The organism is Clostridia bacterium (genome assembly GCA_017438525.1).
Taxonomy (GTDB): domain Bacteria; phylum Bacillota; class Clostridia; order Oscillospirales; family RGIG8002; genus RGIG8002.
Map to the genome: position 1 here is coordinate 15,365 of JAFRVI010000023.1, position 17,804 is coordinate 33,168.

Below are 17,804 nucleotides of genomic sequence, written 5' to 3' on the forward strand. Positions count from 1 at the left end.
ATGATCGACGTTTACGCGGAGAAGGACGGCGATCTGTTTACCCTTGCCGTCAGGGGACACGCGACGGGCAGCGAGGAGGTCTGCGCCGGCGTGAGCGCGATTGTCTACGCGCTCGCCGGCTGGGCGGAGAATTACGCGGAGGCCGACGTGCGCACGGAGCTCGAATCCGGAGACGCGCTCGTTACCTTCCGCGGCGGAAGCGAGGCAGAGGCCGCTTTTGATATGGCCGTGATCGGTCTGAAACAAATAGAGGCGGGACACGGCCGATATATCAGCGTGAGAAATGCGGAAATATAGCTGTTTTTGAGGCGAAAAGAGAAAGAGCGCCTGATAAGATTTAAGAGTAAGGCACACGGGAGCGACTATCCCGCGATATTCAGGAGGTTTTTATGACCGGTATTTACGAAGCTGACCTGCGTCTGTTCGACGGCGCCGGAGACGGAGCGGGTACGGCTGCATCGGGCGAAGGCAACACACCTGCGGCCGCCGCGCAGGATGAAAAGGTGCAGGTCGTTTACGGCAAGCAGCCGGAGGCTGCTCCGGAGACGAACGTGCAGGGTGAGACCGAAGAAAAGCAGGCGACGCCGGAAGAGCGCCGCAAGGCGTATAACGATCTCATCAATTCCGCTGAATACAAGGAGTTTTATACCGAGGATACGCAGCGGATAATCAACAAGCGGTTCAAAGAAACAAAAAGTCTTGAGGAAAAGGTAGCCAAGCAGCAGAGCGTCATCGACGCAGTTGCGAGGCGTTATAATCTCAAGGCCGCCGACGCGGACGCCGTGCTCAGTGCGATCGAGAACGACACCTCTTATTATGAGCAGGCGGCATACGAGGCGGGAATGACCGTCGAACAGTATGCGGCAATGGAAAAGCTGAAGCGCGATAACGCTCGGCTTGCCGCCGAGCAGGCACAGCGCGAGGAGAAGGAGCGCGTGGACTCTCAGGTCAGGCAGTGGGTCGCCGACGCCGAAACGGTGAAGGCACATTATCCGGACTTCGACCTCAACGCTCTGCTCCCGCAGGAACCGGGCGGTGAAACGCCGTTCACTCGGCTGCTCAAAGCCGGAGTTTCTATGGAGCACGCATACCGCGTGATCAATATGGACCGCTTGATGGCGGACGCCACGAGGCAGACCGCCGCGCTCACGGAAAAGGCCGTTGTCGACAGCGTTCGCGCTAAGGGCGCGAGGCCCGCCGAGAACGGCGCGGCTCCGAGAAGCGCATTTGTCGTCAAAAGCGACGTCAATAAACTAACAAAAGAAGATAGGGCGACAATCGCCCTGAAAGCGATGCGCGGAGAACATATAGAGTTCTGACCGCGCACGCGGAAAGGACAAAGTTATGATTTTCAAGACCATTCTCAACCTCTTCGACAGCTATGCGGTGAACGTCAATACCGGCGCATCCGCCGCTGCCGACTACAACGTCAACAGGTCTTCCGACGCTGAACTTTCCAGCGAAATGAAGACCTATTACTCCGCTTATCTGATCGATCTCGCCGAGCCCCTGCTCGTGCACGATCAGTTCGGACAGAAGCGCCCCATCCCCGCCAACAACGGCAAGCAGGTGGAGTTCCGTAAGTACAGCACCCTTCCGAAGCTGACCACGCCTCTGACCGAGGGCGTTACTCCCGACGGCCAGAAGCTCTCCGTGAGCGTAATCACCTCCGAGGTGCATCAGTACGGCGGTTACATCGCGCTTTCCGACGTACTGCTGCTGACCGCGATCGACAAGAACCTCGTGGAAGCCACGAAGCTCCTCGCTTCCCAGGCCGGCAGAACGCTCGACACAATCACCAGAGAGGTCGTCAACGGCGGTACGCAGGTCGTTTACGCCGGCGGCGGACTTGACCGTTCCGCGCTCGTGGGCGGCGCCGGTTCCGGCAACAACTACATCACCGTCGTCGACGTCCGCAAGGCCGTCCGTGCGCTGAAGGTAATGAACGCGCCCAAGATCGACGGCCGGTACGTTGGTATCATCCATCCCGACGTCGCCTTCGATCTTATGAACGATCCCGACTGGAAGTATCCGCACCAGTACAAGGACACGACCAACATCTACACCGACGAGATCGGCGAGATCGGCGGCGTCCGCTTCGTCGAGACGACCGAGGCGAAGATCTTCAAGGGCAAGAACCTTGCCGGCGAGACCAGAAACCTTGCTGTCAACGGCGCGGTCACCGCGAACACGCAGAAGACGATCACCTTCGACGGCGGCACCGTCGCCTCGAACGCGCTCAAGGGCAGGCAGATCCTTGTCGACGGTAAGATCTACACCGTCGCGAGCAATACCCCGACGGTTATCACCGTTTCCGGATCCGCCAATCTGCCCGCCATCGCGGACAACACCGTCATCTATCCCGCAGAAGGCGGTGCCGCCGGCAGAGCGGTCTATTCCACTCTGATCATCGGCGAGAACGCTTACGGCGTTACCGAGATCGAAGGCGGCGGCCTGCAGCACATCGTTAAGCAGCTCGGCGCCGGTGAGGATCCGCTCAACCAGCGCGCCACCGCGGGCTGGAAGGCGATCAAGACCGCAGTGATCCTCGTCGACGAGTATCTCTGCAGGATCGAATCCACCAGCACCTACGACGAGGACGACAAGTAATCCCGTCATAATGTCGGGGCTGTCACATCGGCAGCCCCGACGTAAAAATAAGGAGGATATTTTATGGCTACCGAAAAGAAGAACGCCGAACAGGAAACAACGAAAGTTGAACAGGAAAGGTATTTCAACGAGCCCGTGGAGATCGAGCTTTTTAAGGATGAGGACCGCTACAAGGACGACGTCTTCGTCGCGGTCAACGGCAAGAGGTTCAGGATCCAGCGCGGAGTCAGGGTGACTGTGCCGCGTTATATCGCACTCGAAGTCGAGCGTAGTCTTGCACAGAAAAAGGCTGCCGCAGCAGTCATAACCTACTACTCCGGCAAACAGCAGGTCATAGGGGAATAAAACAGAATACCCGCGATACCGAAATATCGCTGTGACACGGCGCAGCATCGACCGGCTTTCCTCCGGCCGGTGCCGCGCTGTTTCAGACAAGGAAGGAGAATTATATTATGAGCGTGATAATTCCCGCGAAAGTAAGCGGTTCTTATATCAGTGCAGACAACCACGTCGCCGGAGCGCAGAGCAGCTTCAACGACGTCATCATACGCGCGGTCCTGGAGGGGGATTGGGCAGTCGGGGAAGGCGAGATAAAATCTCTTATCGCCACCTTTACCGACGCCAGGGGCGAGACCGCCTCGACGGTGCTGCTCCTGCCGAGTATGCTGGACGGCGAGGACAACGCATATCTTATACCGATCCCGGTGGGAGCAAAAAAATACGAGGGCGATCTCTCGCTCGTGCTGACAGAGTACGAGCAGGAGCCGGGAACCGACGGCACCGCCTCTTTCACCGGAGACGGCAGCGGGAAGCAGTTCGTTATCGATACGATGCCCGTTGTGCTGACCGGTGTAACGGTGGGCGGCGCGGAGCTTGCTCCGACTCAGTGGGCGTATGAGTATACTACCGGTACGTTGACTTTCGCCGTCGCGCCGGCGAGCGGAGCGGTGATCGAAGTCGGATACAAACAGACGGTGACGGCGCGAATCAGACGCACCGTGAACTGTTTTTTGCGCGTCCTTCCGGCAGATTATTCCGTAGTGACCGACGACGAGCTTGACAGTACGGTCGTCGAGCAGCTCCTTGCGGAGCTTTATATCACGCGAAACGCGAGGAACGAGGCCGTTGCCGCCAGGGATGACGCGGAAGCGGCGAAAGACGTTGCCGTGAACGCGAAGGAAGACGCGGTCGCCGCGAAAAACGACGCAATCGAGGCGAAGGATACGGCTGTAGCGGCGAAACTCGCCGCGCAAAGCGCGGAAACAAACGCGCGGCAGAGCTCAACACAAGCGCTCAACTATAAAGAGGCGGCGCTGAGCGCGAAGACGGCCGCTGAGACGGCGCAGGCCGCCGCCGAAGCTGCGAAGGATATGGCTGTAAGCGCGAAAAACACCGCCGTTAGTGCGAAAAGCGACGCCCAGATCAGCGCAACGCAGGCGTTAAACTATGCAACGCAGGCGTTCAACAGCAAAGAAGCGGCGCTTACCGCGAAAAGCAGAGCGGAAGCGGCTCAGACGGCTTCCGAGAGCGCAAAGGACGCAGCTGTCGCTGCGAAAAATGACGCAGTAAGCGCAAAGGACGCAGCTGTCGCTGCGAAAAATGACGCGGTGAGCGCAAAGGACGCGGCTGTTTCCGCCAAGACGGCCGCTGAGACGGCGCAGGCCGCCGCCGAAGCTGCAGCGATCGACGCGAGCGAGAAGGCGGAGGTCATTCTCCCGATCGACTACATTCAGGATGAAATGCCGACGAATTATGACGAGAACGAGTACTGGTTCGCGCCGAGCGAGGGTAAGCTCTATTTCTCCACTTATACCGACGGCAGCGGCTACGCCTGGAACGACGTGACTGACGCAAAACTGAAAATGGGCAATATTTATGTCACCGGCAACGGACAGATCTACTGGTGTCCGTACGACGATCTGTGGGAGGCGAAGGCCGTTCCGGTCACGCATACGCATACCGTTTCGCAGATCACTGATTTCACGAGCGGCATCACGCGCAAGGCTGACAAGGTATCCGGTGCTGTAAGCGGTCATCTTGCGGGGCTCAACAGCAACGGCAACCTCACCGACAGCGGAAAAGCGATAGCGGATTTTGCCGCAGCGTCGCATACGCATACCGTTTCACAGATTACCGATTTTCCGACGGTGCCCGGCTTGCCGGCGCCGACGGCAGCAGACGCCGGGAAGAGTTTGATGGTTAACGCGCAGGGTGAATACTTCCTTTCGTCCGGTGTGAATCATACGGTGAATATCGATATTGACGAGAATTACAGCCCGTCAGCGATTTATATTGAGGAACCTGACGGGACAAAGCACCACGGCGCAGACTCAAGCGAGGTCGTGACCGTTCTCGATGGTGAAACGCTCAAGTGCTATGTAAGTTACTCTGCGGATAATAACACCGTAAAGCTTAACGGCGATATCGTGGCGGGCGGCTATCCTTCGGAAGGGCCGGCGGAATACTTACTGAAGGTAACTGCCAACGCGAGAATAACCGCGACCGGGAGTCCGGGTTCGTATGGGCTTATCTCGATAACGATGCAGTAAGGAGGCGCCTATGAAACTACTTGACGCTATAGCGAAAGCGAACGAGCTGCGGCCGAATACGATCCGGGATGAGTTTAAGGCGCAATGGGTGAGAGAGCTTGAATGCGAAGTTGCCGAAATGATCGGCGCCGAAATGCCGGTTTTTGACTATCCGAAGGATACGGAGCTGCTTATGCCGGCGCCGCACGAATATATTTACGTTTACCGCCTCTGCGCGATGATCGACCAGGCGAACGAGGATACGTCGCTTTATGCCAACGATATGACGGTCGCCAACAACGCGTTCGTCGCCGCCTGCGCGTGGTGGAGGCGCGGTCATACTCCGCCCGACGTAAAGAGGATAAGGGGGCTTTGGGATTGAGATATTTGCCGAAGCTGCCGTATCAGACGCAGCAGAAAGAAAGTCAGATCCTGCAGTTCCGAGGATTGGATCTGACGGATAACTATTCCGCGGGGAGCATTGTTGAGTCCGAAAACATCTCCTCGAGGCGCTATCCGTATATCACAAGCCGTAACGCAAGGGAACTCGTTGAGGGTTACAACGTGGCGTTCTCTCTGACCGAGTGGGACGACCTCGTGGTCGTCGAACGCGGCAATCCGCTGACGAGCGAGGTACGGATAAAGATCGGAGATGAGGTCGTGCGGAGCGGCGGTATTTTACTTACCACGCAGCCGAAGCAGTTCGCCGTCGTCAACACCAAGCTCGTCATATGGCCGGACAAGGTCTATATCGATATGAGCGAGCAGACGAGGACGCTGCGCCCGCTCGGACACAAGGTCACGGGCGTCGCCGGAACTTTCGACGCGGACGCCAACACGCTGACCGTTACAAGCGGCGACGTCAGCGGCTTCAAACTCAACGACGTCATCCTTGTCAGCGGCTGCGTGAATACCGACAACAACATCTACCTGCGTATATACTCCGTGGCAGGCAACGTCATCACCTTCGACGACGCCTATACCTCGCTCGTCCTCGAGAGCGGCAGCGAGACGGATATGACGCTCGACCGCGATATTCCCGATATGGACTACATCTGCGCGAGCGAGAACCGCCTCTGGGGCTGCTCCAGCGCGACGCAGACCATATGGGCGTCAGCACTCGGCGATCCGACGAACTTCTATACCTATTCCGGCCTCACTACCGACTCCTACGTCATCCCCGTCGGCACAGACGACGCTTTTACCGGCTGCGCGGCGTATTCATCCTCCGTCCTTTTCTGGAAAGAGGAGCGGCTGCACAAGGTCCTTGGAAGCAATCCTACGGAGTATCAGATATACACCTATACAATGGAAGGCGTTAAGGACGGATGCTACAAGAGCATCACGAACGTCAACGATACGCTCTTCTACGTCGGCCTGCACGGGGTGTACGCGTATTCCGGGGGTTCCGCGCGACTCATCAGCGAGGCGCTGGGTGAGACGGCGTTTGATGACGCGGTCGCGGGGAGCGACGGGGAGAACTACTACCTATCCGCAAGGACGGCGGGCGAGTGGAATATGTGGGCTTTTTCTCTGAAGACGGGACTCTGGGTACGCGAGGACAACTCACGCGTTATCGACTTTGCCCGTGACGGCGTCGATCTTTATGCTATTATAGGCGGCTTTGTACGCAAGGTCAACGGCAGCGGGCAGATAGACGGCGACACGCCGTGGTCGCTGACGTTCGCGCCGTTCTTCGAAACGACGACCGGAAACTACGGCGCGGCGCGTGCGGTTTTCACCAAGAAACGATACGGGAAGATACATATACGTGCGGAGCTGCCTGCAGGGAGCTTCCTCGTCGCTTCGGTCCGTCAGGACAGCGGCAGATGGACGGAAGCAGGCAGGATCGTCGGTGCCGCGAGCGGTGTGCACACTATGGTCGTTCCGATAAAAACGTGCGATAAGTTCGAGTTAAAGCTCTCCGGAGAGGGACCGTTCACGGTGCTGGGTCTGGAGCGGCTTTATAGGATAGGGAGTGAGAGATAATGGCCGACGTCTATCCGGAGGCACTGAACCCCGTTGATACCAGAGACACCAGGGAAGCGATACGGCAGCTCGAAAGCTACCTGAGGTACGTATGCGAACGTTCCGACTTTGCGATCCGGAGCATAGGCGGAGGCGTAAGCGTCGGGCTTGAGCAGCGGATAAAAAACGCGGAGATGAAGATCTCCGCAGACGAGAGCCGGATAACCATTCTCGAAGCACGTAAGGAGCTGCCGGACGTGACGAGCGCCGACTCCGGAAAGTTCTTGAGGGTAAACGCAGGCGGCGAGTGGGCTGCACAAGCCGTGCCGCCGGCAAATCAATACAGCTTTTAAGAGGTGAAGGGATATGGCTTACAATATGAACAGCGCGATGGACGTGCATAAGTATTACGGCGGCAGCGGTACTTTTGCCGACCGACGCCGCACCTGGGAGGAGCTCGGACTTGGCAGCGCCGCAGAATACCAGGGCACAGCTACGCAGAACGCGCAGCTTGTTTCGGCAATGAATCAGTACAGCGGCTTGACGAGACCGGCCGCACAGCCGGCGGCGGCGAGTTCGCCTGCGACGGCAGGAGCTGCGCCGTCTTCCTCCTCGGCGCAGCCGGCCGCCGCAACGTATAAATCGCAGAGTGACGAGCTGCAGCAGAAGCTGGCGGCGATCGCGCCGCAGCTTACGCCTTACACGGGCGACCCCGAGGCGATATACCGGGAATACCTCTCGCAAAAGGACGCGCTCGGTCCGTTCAATTATGACGCGAAAAATGATCCGAAATACCAGGCGTATGCGGCACAGTATGAGCGCAACGGGCGCAGAGCGATGGAAGACACGCTCGGTCAGGTCGCCTCAAGAACAGGCGGGCTCGCTTCCTCCTACGCCGCCGCAGTCGCACAGCAGCAGTATCAGCGGTATATGGCGGATCTGGATAGTATCATCCCGCAGCTCGAACAGATAGCATATTCACGATATCGTGATGAACAGAGCGATCTTGCGACAGAGTACGGTAACAGGATGCAGCAGGAGGCGCTCGGTTACAGCCGCTGGCGTGATCAGTACAGCGACGCGCAGGGGCTCTATTCGACGGCGAAGGCGGAAGAGGAACAGCAGTATAAATACCTCGCTGATCTGATCGAGAACGGCGGATACACACCCACGGACGACGAACTCCGCGCCGCGGGGATGACGAGGGACCGCGCAAACGCTTATAAGCAGATATTTACCCTCGCGCAGCAGGCGGCTGCGGCAAAGGCGAAGAACTCGAACAGCGGCGGCGGAGGCGGCAGCAGTTCCTCGAAGAAAGATACGGCGAAGGATAAGTGGACCATCCTCGACGAAGTCTCGAAGATGAAGGGCAATGATACCGCCAAACAGGACAAGCTCGCCGATTATTATAATCAAGGCGTTCTGACGGAAACGGAAGTCGCCGAGATCGCCGGCTATCTCGATCTCGTTGAGGAAGCGGCGGTAGTGCTGACGGACGAAGAGCGCTTTCTCAAGAATAGTCCGGCACAATTCCTTCAAAAATTCGGCGTGAGCCGCTTCAGGGAAGTTTACGGCGCCAGAGCCGACGATTATCTCAAGAAGCTCATTAACGTGCATCTTTGATGCACGTTAATACCTGATGTAATAAAGGAGTATCATATGGCAACTTTTGACGAAATCATCCGTAAGAGCCGCGAAAACCAGAGCGAGAGTTCAAACTCCGGCGGCGCGACGTTCGATGAGATCATACAGAAGAGCAGAAGCAGAAACGGGACTGGAACAGCTCCCGTTTCTTCTGCTACCCCCGCTACGCCTTTTATGCCGCTGAACGTGGGCGAGTTTTACGAAAAAGAGGTAGTGCCGACGGTCACGGCGCTTGAGAGGATCGCGCGCGAAGCAGAAAAAGCAAAGGCGTACAGCGATACTTCGGACAAGCTGCGCGGGTATACCACACTCCCGGAGGCGCCGATCGGTATGCCGAAGATACCTAATCCGGCAGATAAACTCGTTGCTCAAGCGCAAGAAGTGGCTAATCAGCGCGAGAAAGAAATAAGGAAAGCTCTCGGCGGAAGAAATGAATTCGGCTCATATGTCGCAGGAGCTACTGACGTTGATTATACCGCTCTTGCAAAAAAGACAAACATATCAGAAGATGAGTTGCGAAATTATGCTGCAGAAAACAGGAAAGGCGCGTACAGACAGGCGTACGAAATGCTTTCGCGTACAGACAGGGCTGATATAAACAGCTTTATTTACGATTCCAAGCGGTTTAATCTTACGGAGGATGAGGCGCGCGGTATTTTCGCAACGTACCAAAACAGCGATCTCAAAAAGATGCTTACCTCCAGCGATGGCTCAAATCAAGATGAAATCGTAAAGTATATCGACGGACAAATACGCGATACAGGTGTGGGAGACCGTTATGGATACGGACCGAAAGCTATCTACAGATGGACTCCCGATTATGCGCTCGCTGTACTCAAAAACACCTCCGCGCCAGCGGAGGGTTACACAAAGGAAAACATAATGCGATATAAGGCGAGGGCGATAGCTCTTACCTGCATAGATCCTTCCTCTAACAAAAAATGGGAAAAAGAAGCAGAGGATATGTACGACGTCCTCTTTAACAATTTCTTCAGCGCGGATGAGGATCTGCTGAAGGCCGGCGACGGTTGGGGAAGGATTGCTGCGGATATTCGCACCGTGACACATCCGACTGCGGAGGCGATAATGCTCGGCCTTTCAAAAGGGATCGGGGCGGAGAGCGTAGCGACGCTTATAAACAGCGACGTCAAAGAACAGAGCGACAGAGCGTTCGCGAAGGCTGCCGCTTTATCTCCGACCGCTGCGGAAATATCGAGCACAGCGGGATCTGTTGCGCTTTATACAGCCCTGGCATATGTTAGCGGCGGCGCAGCGGGAAGCATAGGAGGCGCGGCGGGTTCTCTTCTTAACATACCTGCGGCAAGCAGTGGACTCCGTCTCGCTACGTCGGCTCTTAGTGGCGCTATGGCGCTCGGAGGAATGAGCGCCGTTCAAAACCTCGGAGGATATGTTACAGGCGATATTTCGCTTGGAGAATACGGCAAAAGGATAGGCGAGGCTGAAGTAACGGGCGCGGCGTCAGCGCTCGCCAGCGGGCTCGTCAGCTTGCGGTTCGACAAAGCTCTGACAGGGAAACTGAAAAGTGAGATAGGAACAAAAGCCGGGGTGAACTATACCACGGCCGTTCCTGATAATGCCTATGATGTTTTGTACGGCGGAAACAGAATGCCACTCGTGGCATCGGTAAAGAACCCGCAAACACCGTTTTATATCTTTACCAGAAATATGGCATCAGGGCTTGCAGGAACCGGTGCGTATATAGCCGCGAACGCGGCGGTTGCCGATGAGAAGCAGAGCGAAGAGGAGATGGCGCGTCAGCTTATTTTCGGTTTTGTTACATCTCTTTTGCATTCCTTTATTTCCGCACACAGCTTTTCTGCCGGTCAGCGTGAATATGCACGCAGTATTGAAGGGAAAATAGCGGAAATCAACAAAAGTATAGATTCATTTAAGGGGGCTGCCGCGAATACCGAAGCCCGTGGCTATGATCTATCCGAAGCGGCATCGAAACTCGTTCTGGAAATAGAAAGACTGCGCAGGGGACTGGTAGAAAACTTCATCGCGTCAGATCCGAACACGTTGAACGATCTCGCTGTCACAGATTATTATCTCGTTGCGCTTCAGGAAACCCTCGGCGAATATGTCAAAATCGGAACTTATGGAGCTTCTGAAGCGTATATGACCGGTCTGCCCGAAGCTTCAGCTGTTGCTCCGATCACTGATCTGGTGGCGTATTCTATGGAGAGCGGGATCAATGACGGCGCGATCGGGGCAACGGAAGCAGCGGAGATCAACAGCGAATATATACCGGGCGCCGCTGCTGCCGCCTCGGAATCCGTGTCTGCTCTCACCACTACCGAGCAGCACCCTGCGCAGAATGCCGCCGCGCAAATTGCAATAGACCTTTCGCCCGCGCAAGCGCAGGCGGAAGGAGTTTTGCCGTCCGCAGAAATAAACGCGAGAAACGCGCAAATAACGCCTCCTGCGAGAAACGAGCAGGAGGCAGCGGCGCGCACCGAGAGCGCGAAGAGCTGGGAGATCATCGGGCGCGACTTCGGCGAGAACGGGCAGAAGGCGTTCGCGGACGTTTTTGATCCGGAGCTTACGAAGGGAGAGCTCGGCACGCTCGCGGAGACATTCACGGCGTTTTATAACGCCGGCAAAAACAATACGGGACTTGACTCCATTTCGCGCGAGCTGATGCAGGCGGCGCTCGAGGTATACGGAAACGATACGGACGCGGCGTTTGAAATGGAGCGTGCGGCCGTTCTTGCCGGCCGCGCCGATGCTGAAATGAAAAGCAGCCTTGTCGAGGACAGGGCTGCTGACGATGGGGTTATTGATCTTTCGGACGATACCGAACTCGCGAAGAGAATTGCGGGGAAAAGTGGCTCTGAAAAGTATAACGCGATACGTGATTATATACTCGAAGAACTCAGCGGCATTGATGTTGTATTAAGCGATGGCAATAATGCGATTGTCGACAGAAAAGACGCGCAGCATATTGCGCACAAAGCGGGGGATAAAAAGAGAAGGGCGATATCAGAGATTAAACGACTTGTCGAGCACGCGAAGCTTGTTGCAACGGAAAAAAGTGTTGACAATAACAAATTTAGGGACTTCAGATACTATGAGGCCTCAGTGCGCTATCACGATAATACTTTCCCTGTATACATAAACGTCGGAATAGCGAAAAATGACGGTTCTTATCACATATACGATATTACGCATAAATTAAGAGCTACCGCCCACCGACTTAACGGTGTGGGGCGCGTCACTCAGACTTACGCCCTGGAAGCAGTACCTCTTACACCTGATATTATACCCGACAACACCGAAAAAGTCAATACCGTTTCTGAAAAATCTGATAATCCTGCGAATACCGCTATGACAATGGTTGAAGCGCGGCGTATGATCGAGACAGCTTACCGCGTCGGCGAGATCAAGGAGTGGTATGCTGATGAGGGCACCAACCAGACCGTTGACGAATGGCTGAAGAACGTCGGCAGCGATGATATCGCAATGATTATTGAGAACGACTTCGATCTGCAGCGTAAGTATATTAACAGCAACACGGCTATCCTTGATGATGAATACCAGATAGAAGATGTCATAGACGCTTATAAAGCCGGCACGCTTGTGGGAAAGGAAAAGAAAAAGGCACAGCGGCTCGACATCAAGAAAGAGACCGGTCTGAAGGACGATCGCTTCTACGCGCCGCGAGAGATCGAGAACGCGAAGGAAAGGTTCGAGCTCGCGCAGCAGCGTATAACGAATGCGAATAAACAGCAGGTTATCCAGGCGCGCGCGGATATCGTGCTATTCGCGCATAACCGCAACGCCGCCGAGCTGCTCGGGATTTCGCAGGCGGAGCTGAATAAGAAGCTGCGCAGTTGGACGCGCTACTCCGCTTCCGCAAGAGAGATCAGTGAACGCATCAACGCCGGCGTGCCGCTCGAGAACAGATGGACCGGCATTGAGAACAGCTCTTTTGTCAATCAGGCGTCTATATCGCAGAAGGATATCGATATGCTCGTCAAGAGCGTTACCGGTGATCCGAACGGCGCGGAGCGCAAATACATCGCCCGCGTGATGCTCGCGCTCGATACGCATATCGACTACAAAGGACTCAACTTCATATTTGAGTCAAAGGCGGAGCTGAATAAAAAGCACGGCTTTTCCGGCAGGACGAACGGCGTTTATAACGGATATGACACGATAGCTTGTAAGTATATGGCGCCCAACACCGTCGCACACGAGATGGGGCACTATCTCGATACGCGCTTTGCGCGTGATCTTGTCGGAGGAAGAGAAGACTCGAGGCATTATCTCACGAGGGGCGTCAATAAGGATATAGTCCGTGAAAGATACGGCGAAGACGGGGTAAGGTTTGTCGATAACTTCAATGTGTTTATGGACGGGCTGACGGACGTCAACGACGCATACAGCAGTTATTCCAACGACCGCGCCGAGGTATTCGCCCGTTTCGTCGCGCGCTTTGTGGAGTGGACGGAGAATGTTGCTGCGGGATACCGTATGAGCAACTATGAGTATAACAGCTACGACGATCATTTCACCACGGCACAATACGTAGAGTTCGCGCGTTTGCTGCAGGAGAAGTCGTTGCTTGACGGGATGAGGGCGAATGGGGCTGTTACCACGGCCGAAGGAGCGAACACTTCGGAGATTAAACAAAGTATATCCAAGATCGTTGACGTGGACGGAAAAGACTACGGAATAGGCGTATACCTCGATTCCATTCTACTCGAAGGTCTTACCGACGCCGAGCGCAGCGATATGGTCAAGGAATATGTGAAGACGGAACTTGCCGGAAGCCATCTCCTCGCCTACAACAGCAACGGTGCACCTGTTGATGTCGCCATCGCCGAATACGGAGAAAGATTCACAGACGAAAACGGCAAAAAGAAAAAGGTTCTTAAAGAGCTCTATGGTAAGAATAACAAGTTTAAAGCAAAACAAGAATCCGTTGTCCTCGCCGACGAGCTGCTTCTCACAGCGAAGCAGGGTGAACCGGAAAAGTCGAGGAAAGCGCACGACTGGCTTGATAATAACGGGCAAAATGATTGGGATTACTGGACGACATACATACAGGATAAAAACAAAACCGTCTGGCTTGCGACACTTAATATCGCGAACGCAACAGACGGAAGAAAAATCCTTTATGACATTAACCCAATAAAAATGGTGGCGGAGGGCCTGTCATGGCCCTCAACAACCACCAACAAGTATACTACCACACCTTCTGCGAAAAGTCAAGAGGAAATTAAAAAATATTTTCACGACGATGAACCGGCTGCCGTCGCCGACGCATACGCGGACCTGTGGAAGCAGCTCGCCGAGGCGAACCGCAAGCTGGCGAACGAGATGGGCGACCTCAACTTCTCGAACCGCGAGCTGCTCGCAAACGCTCTCGAAACCGTCACCAAGGACAGCGCGGAGGCGCAGTTTATCGAAAGATACCGCGATGAGATAAAAACGCTCAACGAGACGGAAGCAGAACTCAAAGAGGTGCGCGCCGAGTTGCGCAAAAAGATCTTCAGCGGAACCCGCGACGATGCAAGGATCGAAGAGCTCACTGCACAAAGGAAGCATCTCGAAAACAAGCTCAACTACTGGGATAAGAAACTGATGACTGCGATCGAGGCGAGCAAGCCCCTGCAGCGTGTCGTTGAGCGCGAACGCGCGAAAGCGTATAAACGCGCAAGGGAGCAGGAACGCGCGAAGGTGGACGCGCTCCGCGAAGGCAGAGAGCTCCGCGAGGCGCAGGATCGCCTCCTGAAGATGCTCCGCCGCATCAACAATAAGAAGCTGTCGACCCCGAACAAAGCATGGCTCGAACAGCACTTCGGCGACATCTACACGCTTTCAAAGACTCTGACGGGCAAGAAGCTCGCAGCAGCGGAGGATATCAAGAACAGGATCGCCGCACTCACGGACGAGAACAGCCCGGATTATGATCCGAACTACGCTCCGTCGCCGCGTCTCCTCGCGAGGCTTCAGGAGATAACGGGAAAGAAGACGGATATCGCTTCGATGGAGCTTGACGAGGTATACGACCGCACAGCGCTGCTAATGGAGTTCGCGCAAACGATCGAGAACAGCAAAAAGCTCGCGGGCGTTATGGAAAAGCGCGAGATACACGATCTCGCTTACCATACCATAACGGATATAGCGACCACGAAGGGGAACGAAAGCGATCCCGCGGAGGGCTTCAAGAGAATGCTGCGGCCTTTCGTCCGCGCGGGAGAAGCCGCCGCCGACTTTGTCAATACCGAGGTGCTGTCTCCGATCGCATCGATACAGCGCTACACGGGGTTCAACGATAACGATCCGCTCTATCAGCGCGCGGAGGAGCTCGCGAAAGCCGAGGGTGTATACGATAAGTACACGACCGACGCGAACGCCCTCTTCGACGAGCTGCTGAACGATAAGCAGTTCGTGAAGTTTTTCCGCGGCGACGCCGGCAAGCCCATCGTCTTCAAGGCGAGAGGAGTCGGGGGAGACGGTATGCCCGGCGGCGAGATCGAAGTGCAGATAACCCCGGCGCTCCGCACCTGGCTTTATCTCAACAGCCTCAACGCGGATAACCTCAACCATATCAAGACCGGCGGCGCGATATTCCCTGATCTCAACCTCCTGAGAAAAGGCAAATACGCCGACGCGTTCAGCGAGAAGAACTCGAAGAGAGTCCTTCTCTCTCCGGAGGAGATAAAAAGGATCACCGCCGGCATGACCGCAAAGGAGCTGCAGTTCGCCCGCGCCTGGGCGAAGTATGAGTCCGAAATGGCACAGCCGGGGATAGCACAGGTCCACGAGGAGCAGTACGGAACTCCGCCGAAGATGGTTGACGAGGGCTATTTTATGATACGTACCAAGATGCCGAGCAGCTCCGCCATCGACGGGCTTGAGCAGATGCAGATAGACGGCACGACCGATATCGGCAGTCCCGGATGGCTCAAGGAACGCAAGGATTCCAAACTGCCGATATACGCCTACCCCGCGGATATGATGATCAAGAGAGCGATAGACGATCACGCGCGTTTCGTCGCTTACTCGATCCCCGTCAGCAACTTCAATAAGATATGGAACGCGAATATGTGGGGCAAGGACAGTATCTATAACCCGGTAACGCGAACGGACGAAACGATGTTCCGTCTCGGGACGAGCGTGAAGGATACGCTCAAGGCGAAGTGGGGGCAAAACTCCGTCGACGTCGTGCAGCAGATGCTTGACGAATACGTCGGCAAGCCGAGAGGAAAGAACAGCAAAGCGGAGCGCGCCCTCAATAAGATCCGCGGCAACTACGCACAGGCGAGGCTTGCCGCAGGGCTCGGAACGGCGCTGAAGCAGATGCCGTCCGGCATTGCCGCGGCTCCCGTTATCGATTTCCGCTCGCTTGCAAAAGCCGCGAATCCGGGATACAGTATCGATACGTCCTTCATCGACGAATATACCGCATCCTATGCGATCCGCAAGAAGGGTTATTCTTCCACGGAACTCGGGGATCTCGCCAAGCAGGGCAAAAAGCTCCCCAAATGGCTTATATGGTATCAGACCGCAGACCTCGTGACGACAGGCCCGCTTCTCAAGCGCGCGGCAGCGTTCTACGTCCGCCGTAACTTCAAAACGCTGGAGGTCGGGTCGGAAGCATACAAGCAGAAGGTCGCCGAGGTATACGATAAGATCATCAACGAGACGCAGCCGACCTATGACGTTATGTACCGCGCCAACGCTTTGCGCAATCCCAGCCCGATATGGCGCGCTCTGAATATGTTCAAGACGCAGCCGTATAAGAACTACACGATACTGTATACCGCGCTCGGCAATCTCCGGGCAAAGGGCAACGCTCTGAACGACGCGGAGCAGTTCCGCTATACGGACGAGCAAGGCAAGGCCGAATACGAGCAGGCAAGGAGCGAGTATACCGAGGCGAAGAAACGCGTCGTAAGAGCGTTCGTTTCGCAGATACTGTCGGGTTTGGCAATATCGGCGATCATGGTGCTCAACGATTTCCTCGTCACGGGCAACAAAAAGAAGTATCAGGATGAGGACGGCGACGTCACTCTCTTATCCTTCCTCAAGGGGCTCGGGCTCAATTTTGCCTCGACCGGCGCCGGAATGTTCCCGCTCGGCGGTGCGATACTTGAAACTGTGGAGAATACGGCGAACATTATTTCCGGGAATAAACTGTTCGACACTTATTCCTACGGATTGAAGGTGCCGGAGGTCGAAACGCTGAACAATGTGCAGAGCACTATTGATAAGCTGGTTGAAGCTCTGGCCGCCGTCGCAGACGCAGAGGACGCATCCGACTGGGAAAAGATAGGCAGAGCGTTATGGAAGACGGCTGTCGACACCGGAGAGATCTTCGGTATACCGAGCGGCAATTTGAACAAAACGCTGAAAGCCGCCCTGCGGCAGGTGTTCCGCACTCAAGGCAAATACGTCGGAGAATACTTGACGCTGCGCGTCATGGGGACCGTGGAGGCTCACAAAAAAGCTCACTACGACAACCTCTATAAGGCTTACAAGTACGACCAGGAGCAATACAAGACTATATACGAAGATCTCATCGAAGATGGGTTGACCGAGTCGCAGATCAAGAACGCGATGGAACAGAGGATGAAGGCCGAACAGAAAGTCGACAGAGTTGACGAACTTGACAGCCGATACCTTCCTCCGGCGCAGGATAAACAGTATGACAGTATCGTCGAGAGCGTCGAGAAGAGCAGTATATACTCCAAATTGAGCGCTACCGCAAAGATAGAAATAAGCGATCTCGCCTACGACGTCGTTGCGTCGGATAAGTGGAGGGATTACGCCGTCACGAAGGAAAACAACCTCACCGCGACGCAATACGTTCTTTACAAACTCGCTCTCGATATCGTAGACGAGCCCAATAAAGACGGGAAATACGGTACGTACACAGATAAAGAAAAAGCGGCAGCTGTAAAAATAGCGAAGGGGAATTAACTGCGCAAACAGTACGAAAAAGAGGAGGGTAAAACCTCCTCTTTTTTCTTTGCTGTTTTGAGGCGAAAAAGCAGAGACGACTTGTTATGATAAAGAAAA

Annotated in this window: 10 protein-coding genes; all 10 read left to right on the forward strand. The window is 55.3% G+C overall.

What is annotated here, in order from left to right:
* The 10 genes from IJL83_02240 to IJL83_02285 all read left to right on the forward strand — a co-directional run bounded on the left by IJL83_02240 (window position 1) and on the right by IJL83_02285 (window position 17,705).
* Window positions 1-297 (forward strand): ribosomal-processing cysteine protease Prp, encoded by a 297-nt coding sequence (locus IJL83_02240; GenBank protein ID MBQ6552424.1) that lies wholly within the window; start codon window positions 1-3, stop codon window positions 295-297.
* Between the two features lie 92 nt (window positions 298-389).
* Window positions 390-1,319, forward strand: coding sequence for a hypothetical protein (locus IJL83_02245; protein ID MBQ6552425.1), 930 nt, complete (start codon window positions 390-392; stop codon window positions 1,317-1,319).
* 25 nt (window positions 1,320-1,344) lie between these two features.
* Window positions 1,345-2,610 (forward strand): N4-gp56 family major capsid protein, encoded by a 1,266-nt coding sequence (locus IJL83_02250; protein MBQ6552426.1) that lies wholly within the window; start codon window positions 1,345-1,347, stop codon window positions 2,608-2,610.
* Window positions 2,611-2,673: 63 nt separating this feature from the next.
* Window positions 2,674-2,955 carry a hypothetical protein gene (locus IJL83_02255; GenBank protein MBQ6552427.1) on the forward strand — a complete coding sequence of 94 codons (282 nt, stop codon included), beginning with the start codon at window positions 2,674-2,676 and terminating at the stop codon, window positions 2,953-2,955.
* 107 nt (window positions 2,956-3,062) lie between these two features.
* Window positions 3,063-5,159: a hypothetical protein gene (locus IJL83_02260; GenBank protein MBQ6552428.1), complete on the forward strand. Its 2,097-nt coding sequence runs from the start codon at window positions 3,063-3,065 to the stop codon at window positions 5,157-5,159.
* A 10-nt stretch (window positions 5,160-5,169) separates the two neighbouring features.
* Entirely contained in the window at window positions 5,170-5,520 is a 351-nt protein-coding gene (locus tag IJL83_02265) for a hypothetical protein (protein MBQ6552429.1), read from the forward strand.
* Window positions 5,511-7,127 (forward strand): hypothetical protein, encoded by a 1,617-nt coding sequence (locus tag IJL83_02270; protein MBQ6552430.1) that lies wholly within the window; start codon window positions 5,511-5,513, stop codon window positions 7,125-7,127. The genes IJL83_02265 and IJL83_02270 overlap by 10 nt, the downstream gene beginning before the upstream one ends.
* Complete coding sequence (locus tag IJL83_02275) at window positions 7,127-7,459, forward strand: hypothetical protein (GenBank protein ID MBQ6552431.1); 333 nt, start codon at window positions 7,127-7,129, stop codon at window positions 7,457-7,459. Before IJL83_02270 ends, IJL83_02275 begins: the two co-directional genes overlap by 1 nt.
* Window positions 7,460-7,472: 13 nt before the next feature.
* Complete coding sequence (locus tag IJL83_02280; GenBank protein MBQ6552432.1) at window positions 7,473-8,729, forward strand: hypothetical protein; 1,257 nt, start codon at window positions 7,473-7,475, stop codon at window positions 8,727-8,729.
* A gap of 36 nt (window positions 8,730-8,765) precedes the next feature.
* Window positions 8,766-17,705 (forward strand): hypothetical protein, encoded by an 8,940-nt coding sequence (locus tag IJL83_02285; protein ID MBQ6552433.1) that lies wholly within the window; start codon window positions 8,766-8,768, stop codon window positions 17,703-17,705.
* Window positions 17,706-17,804 lie beyond the last annotated feature (99 nt).

Coding starts and splice junctions, on each gene's coding strand:
- IJL83_02275 (MBQ6552431.1), top strand. CDS start 7,127: ATGGCCGACGTCTATCCGGAGGCACTGAACCCCGTTGATACCAGAGAC.
- IJL83_02260 (MBQ6552428.1), top strand. CDS start 3,063: ATGAGCGTGATAATTCCCGCGAAAGTAAGCGGTTCTTATATCAGTGCA.
- IJL83_02255 (MBQ6552427.1), top strand. CDS start 2,674: ATGGCTACCGAAAAGAAGAACGCCGAACAGGAAACAACGAAAGTTGAA.
- IJL83_02240 (MBQ6552424.1), top strand. CDS start 1: ATGATCGACGTTTACGCGGAGAAGGACGGCGATCTGTTTACCCTTGCC.
- IJL83_02280 (MBQ6552432.1), top strand. CDS start 7,473: ATGGCTTACAATATGAACAGCGCGATGGACGTGCATAAGTATTACGGC.
- IJL83_02245 (MBQ6552425.1), top strand. CDS start 390: ATGACCGGTATTTACGAAGCTGACCTGCGTCTGTTCGACGGCGCCGGA.
- IJL83_02285 (MBQ6552433.1), top strand. CDS start 8,766: ATGGCAACTTTTGACGAAATCATCCGTAAGAGCCGCGAAAACCAGAGC.
- IJL83_02265 (MBQ6552429.1), top strand. CDS start 5,170: ATGAAACTACTTGACGCTATAGCGAAAGCGAACGAGCTGCGGCCGAAT.
- IJL83_02250 (MBQ6552426.1), top strand. CDS start 1,345: ATGATTTTCAAGACCATTCTCAACCTCTTCGACAGCTATGCGGTGAAC.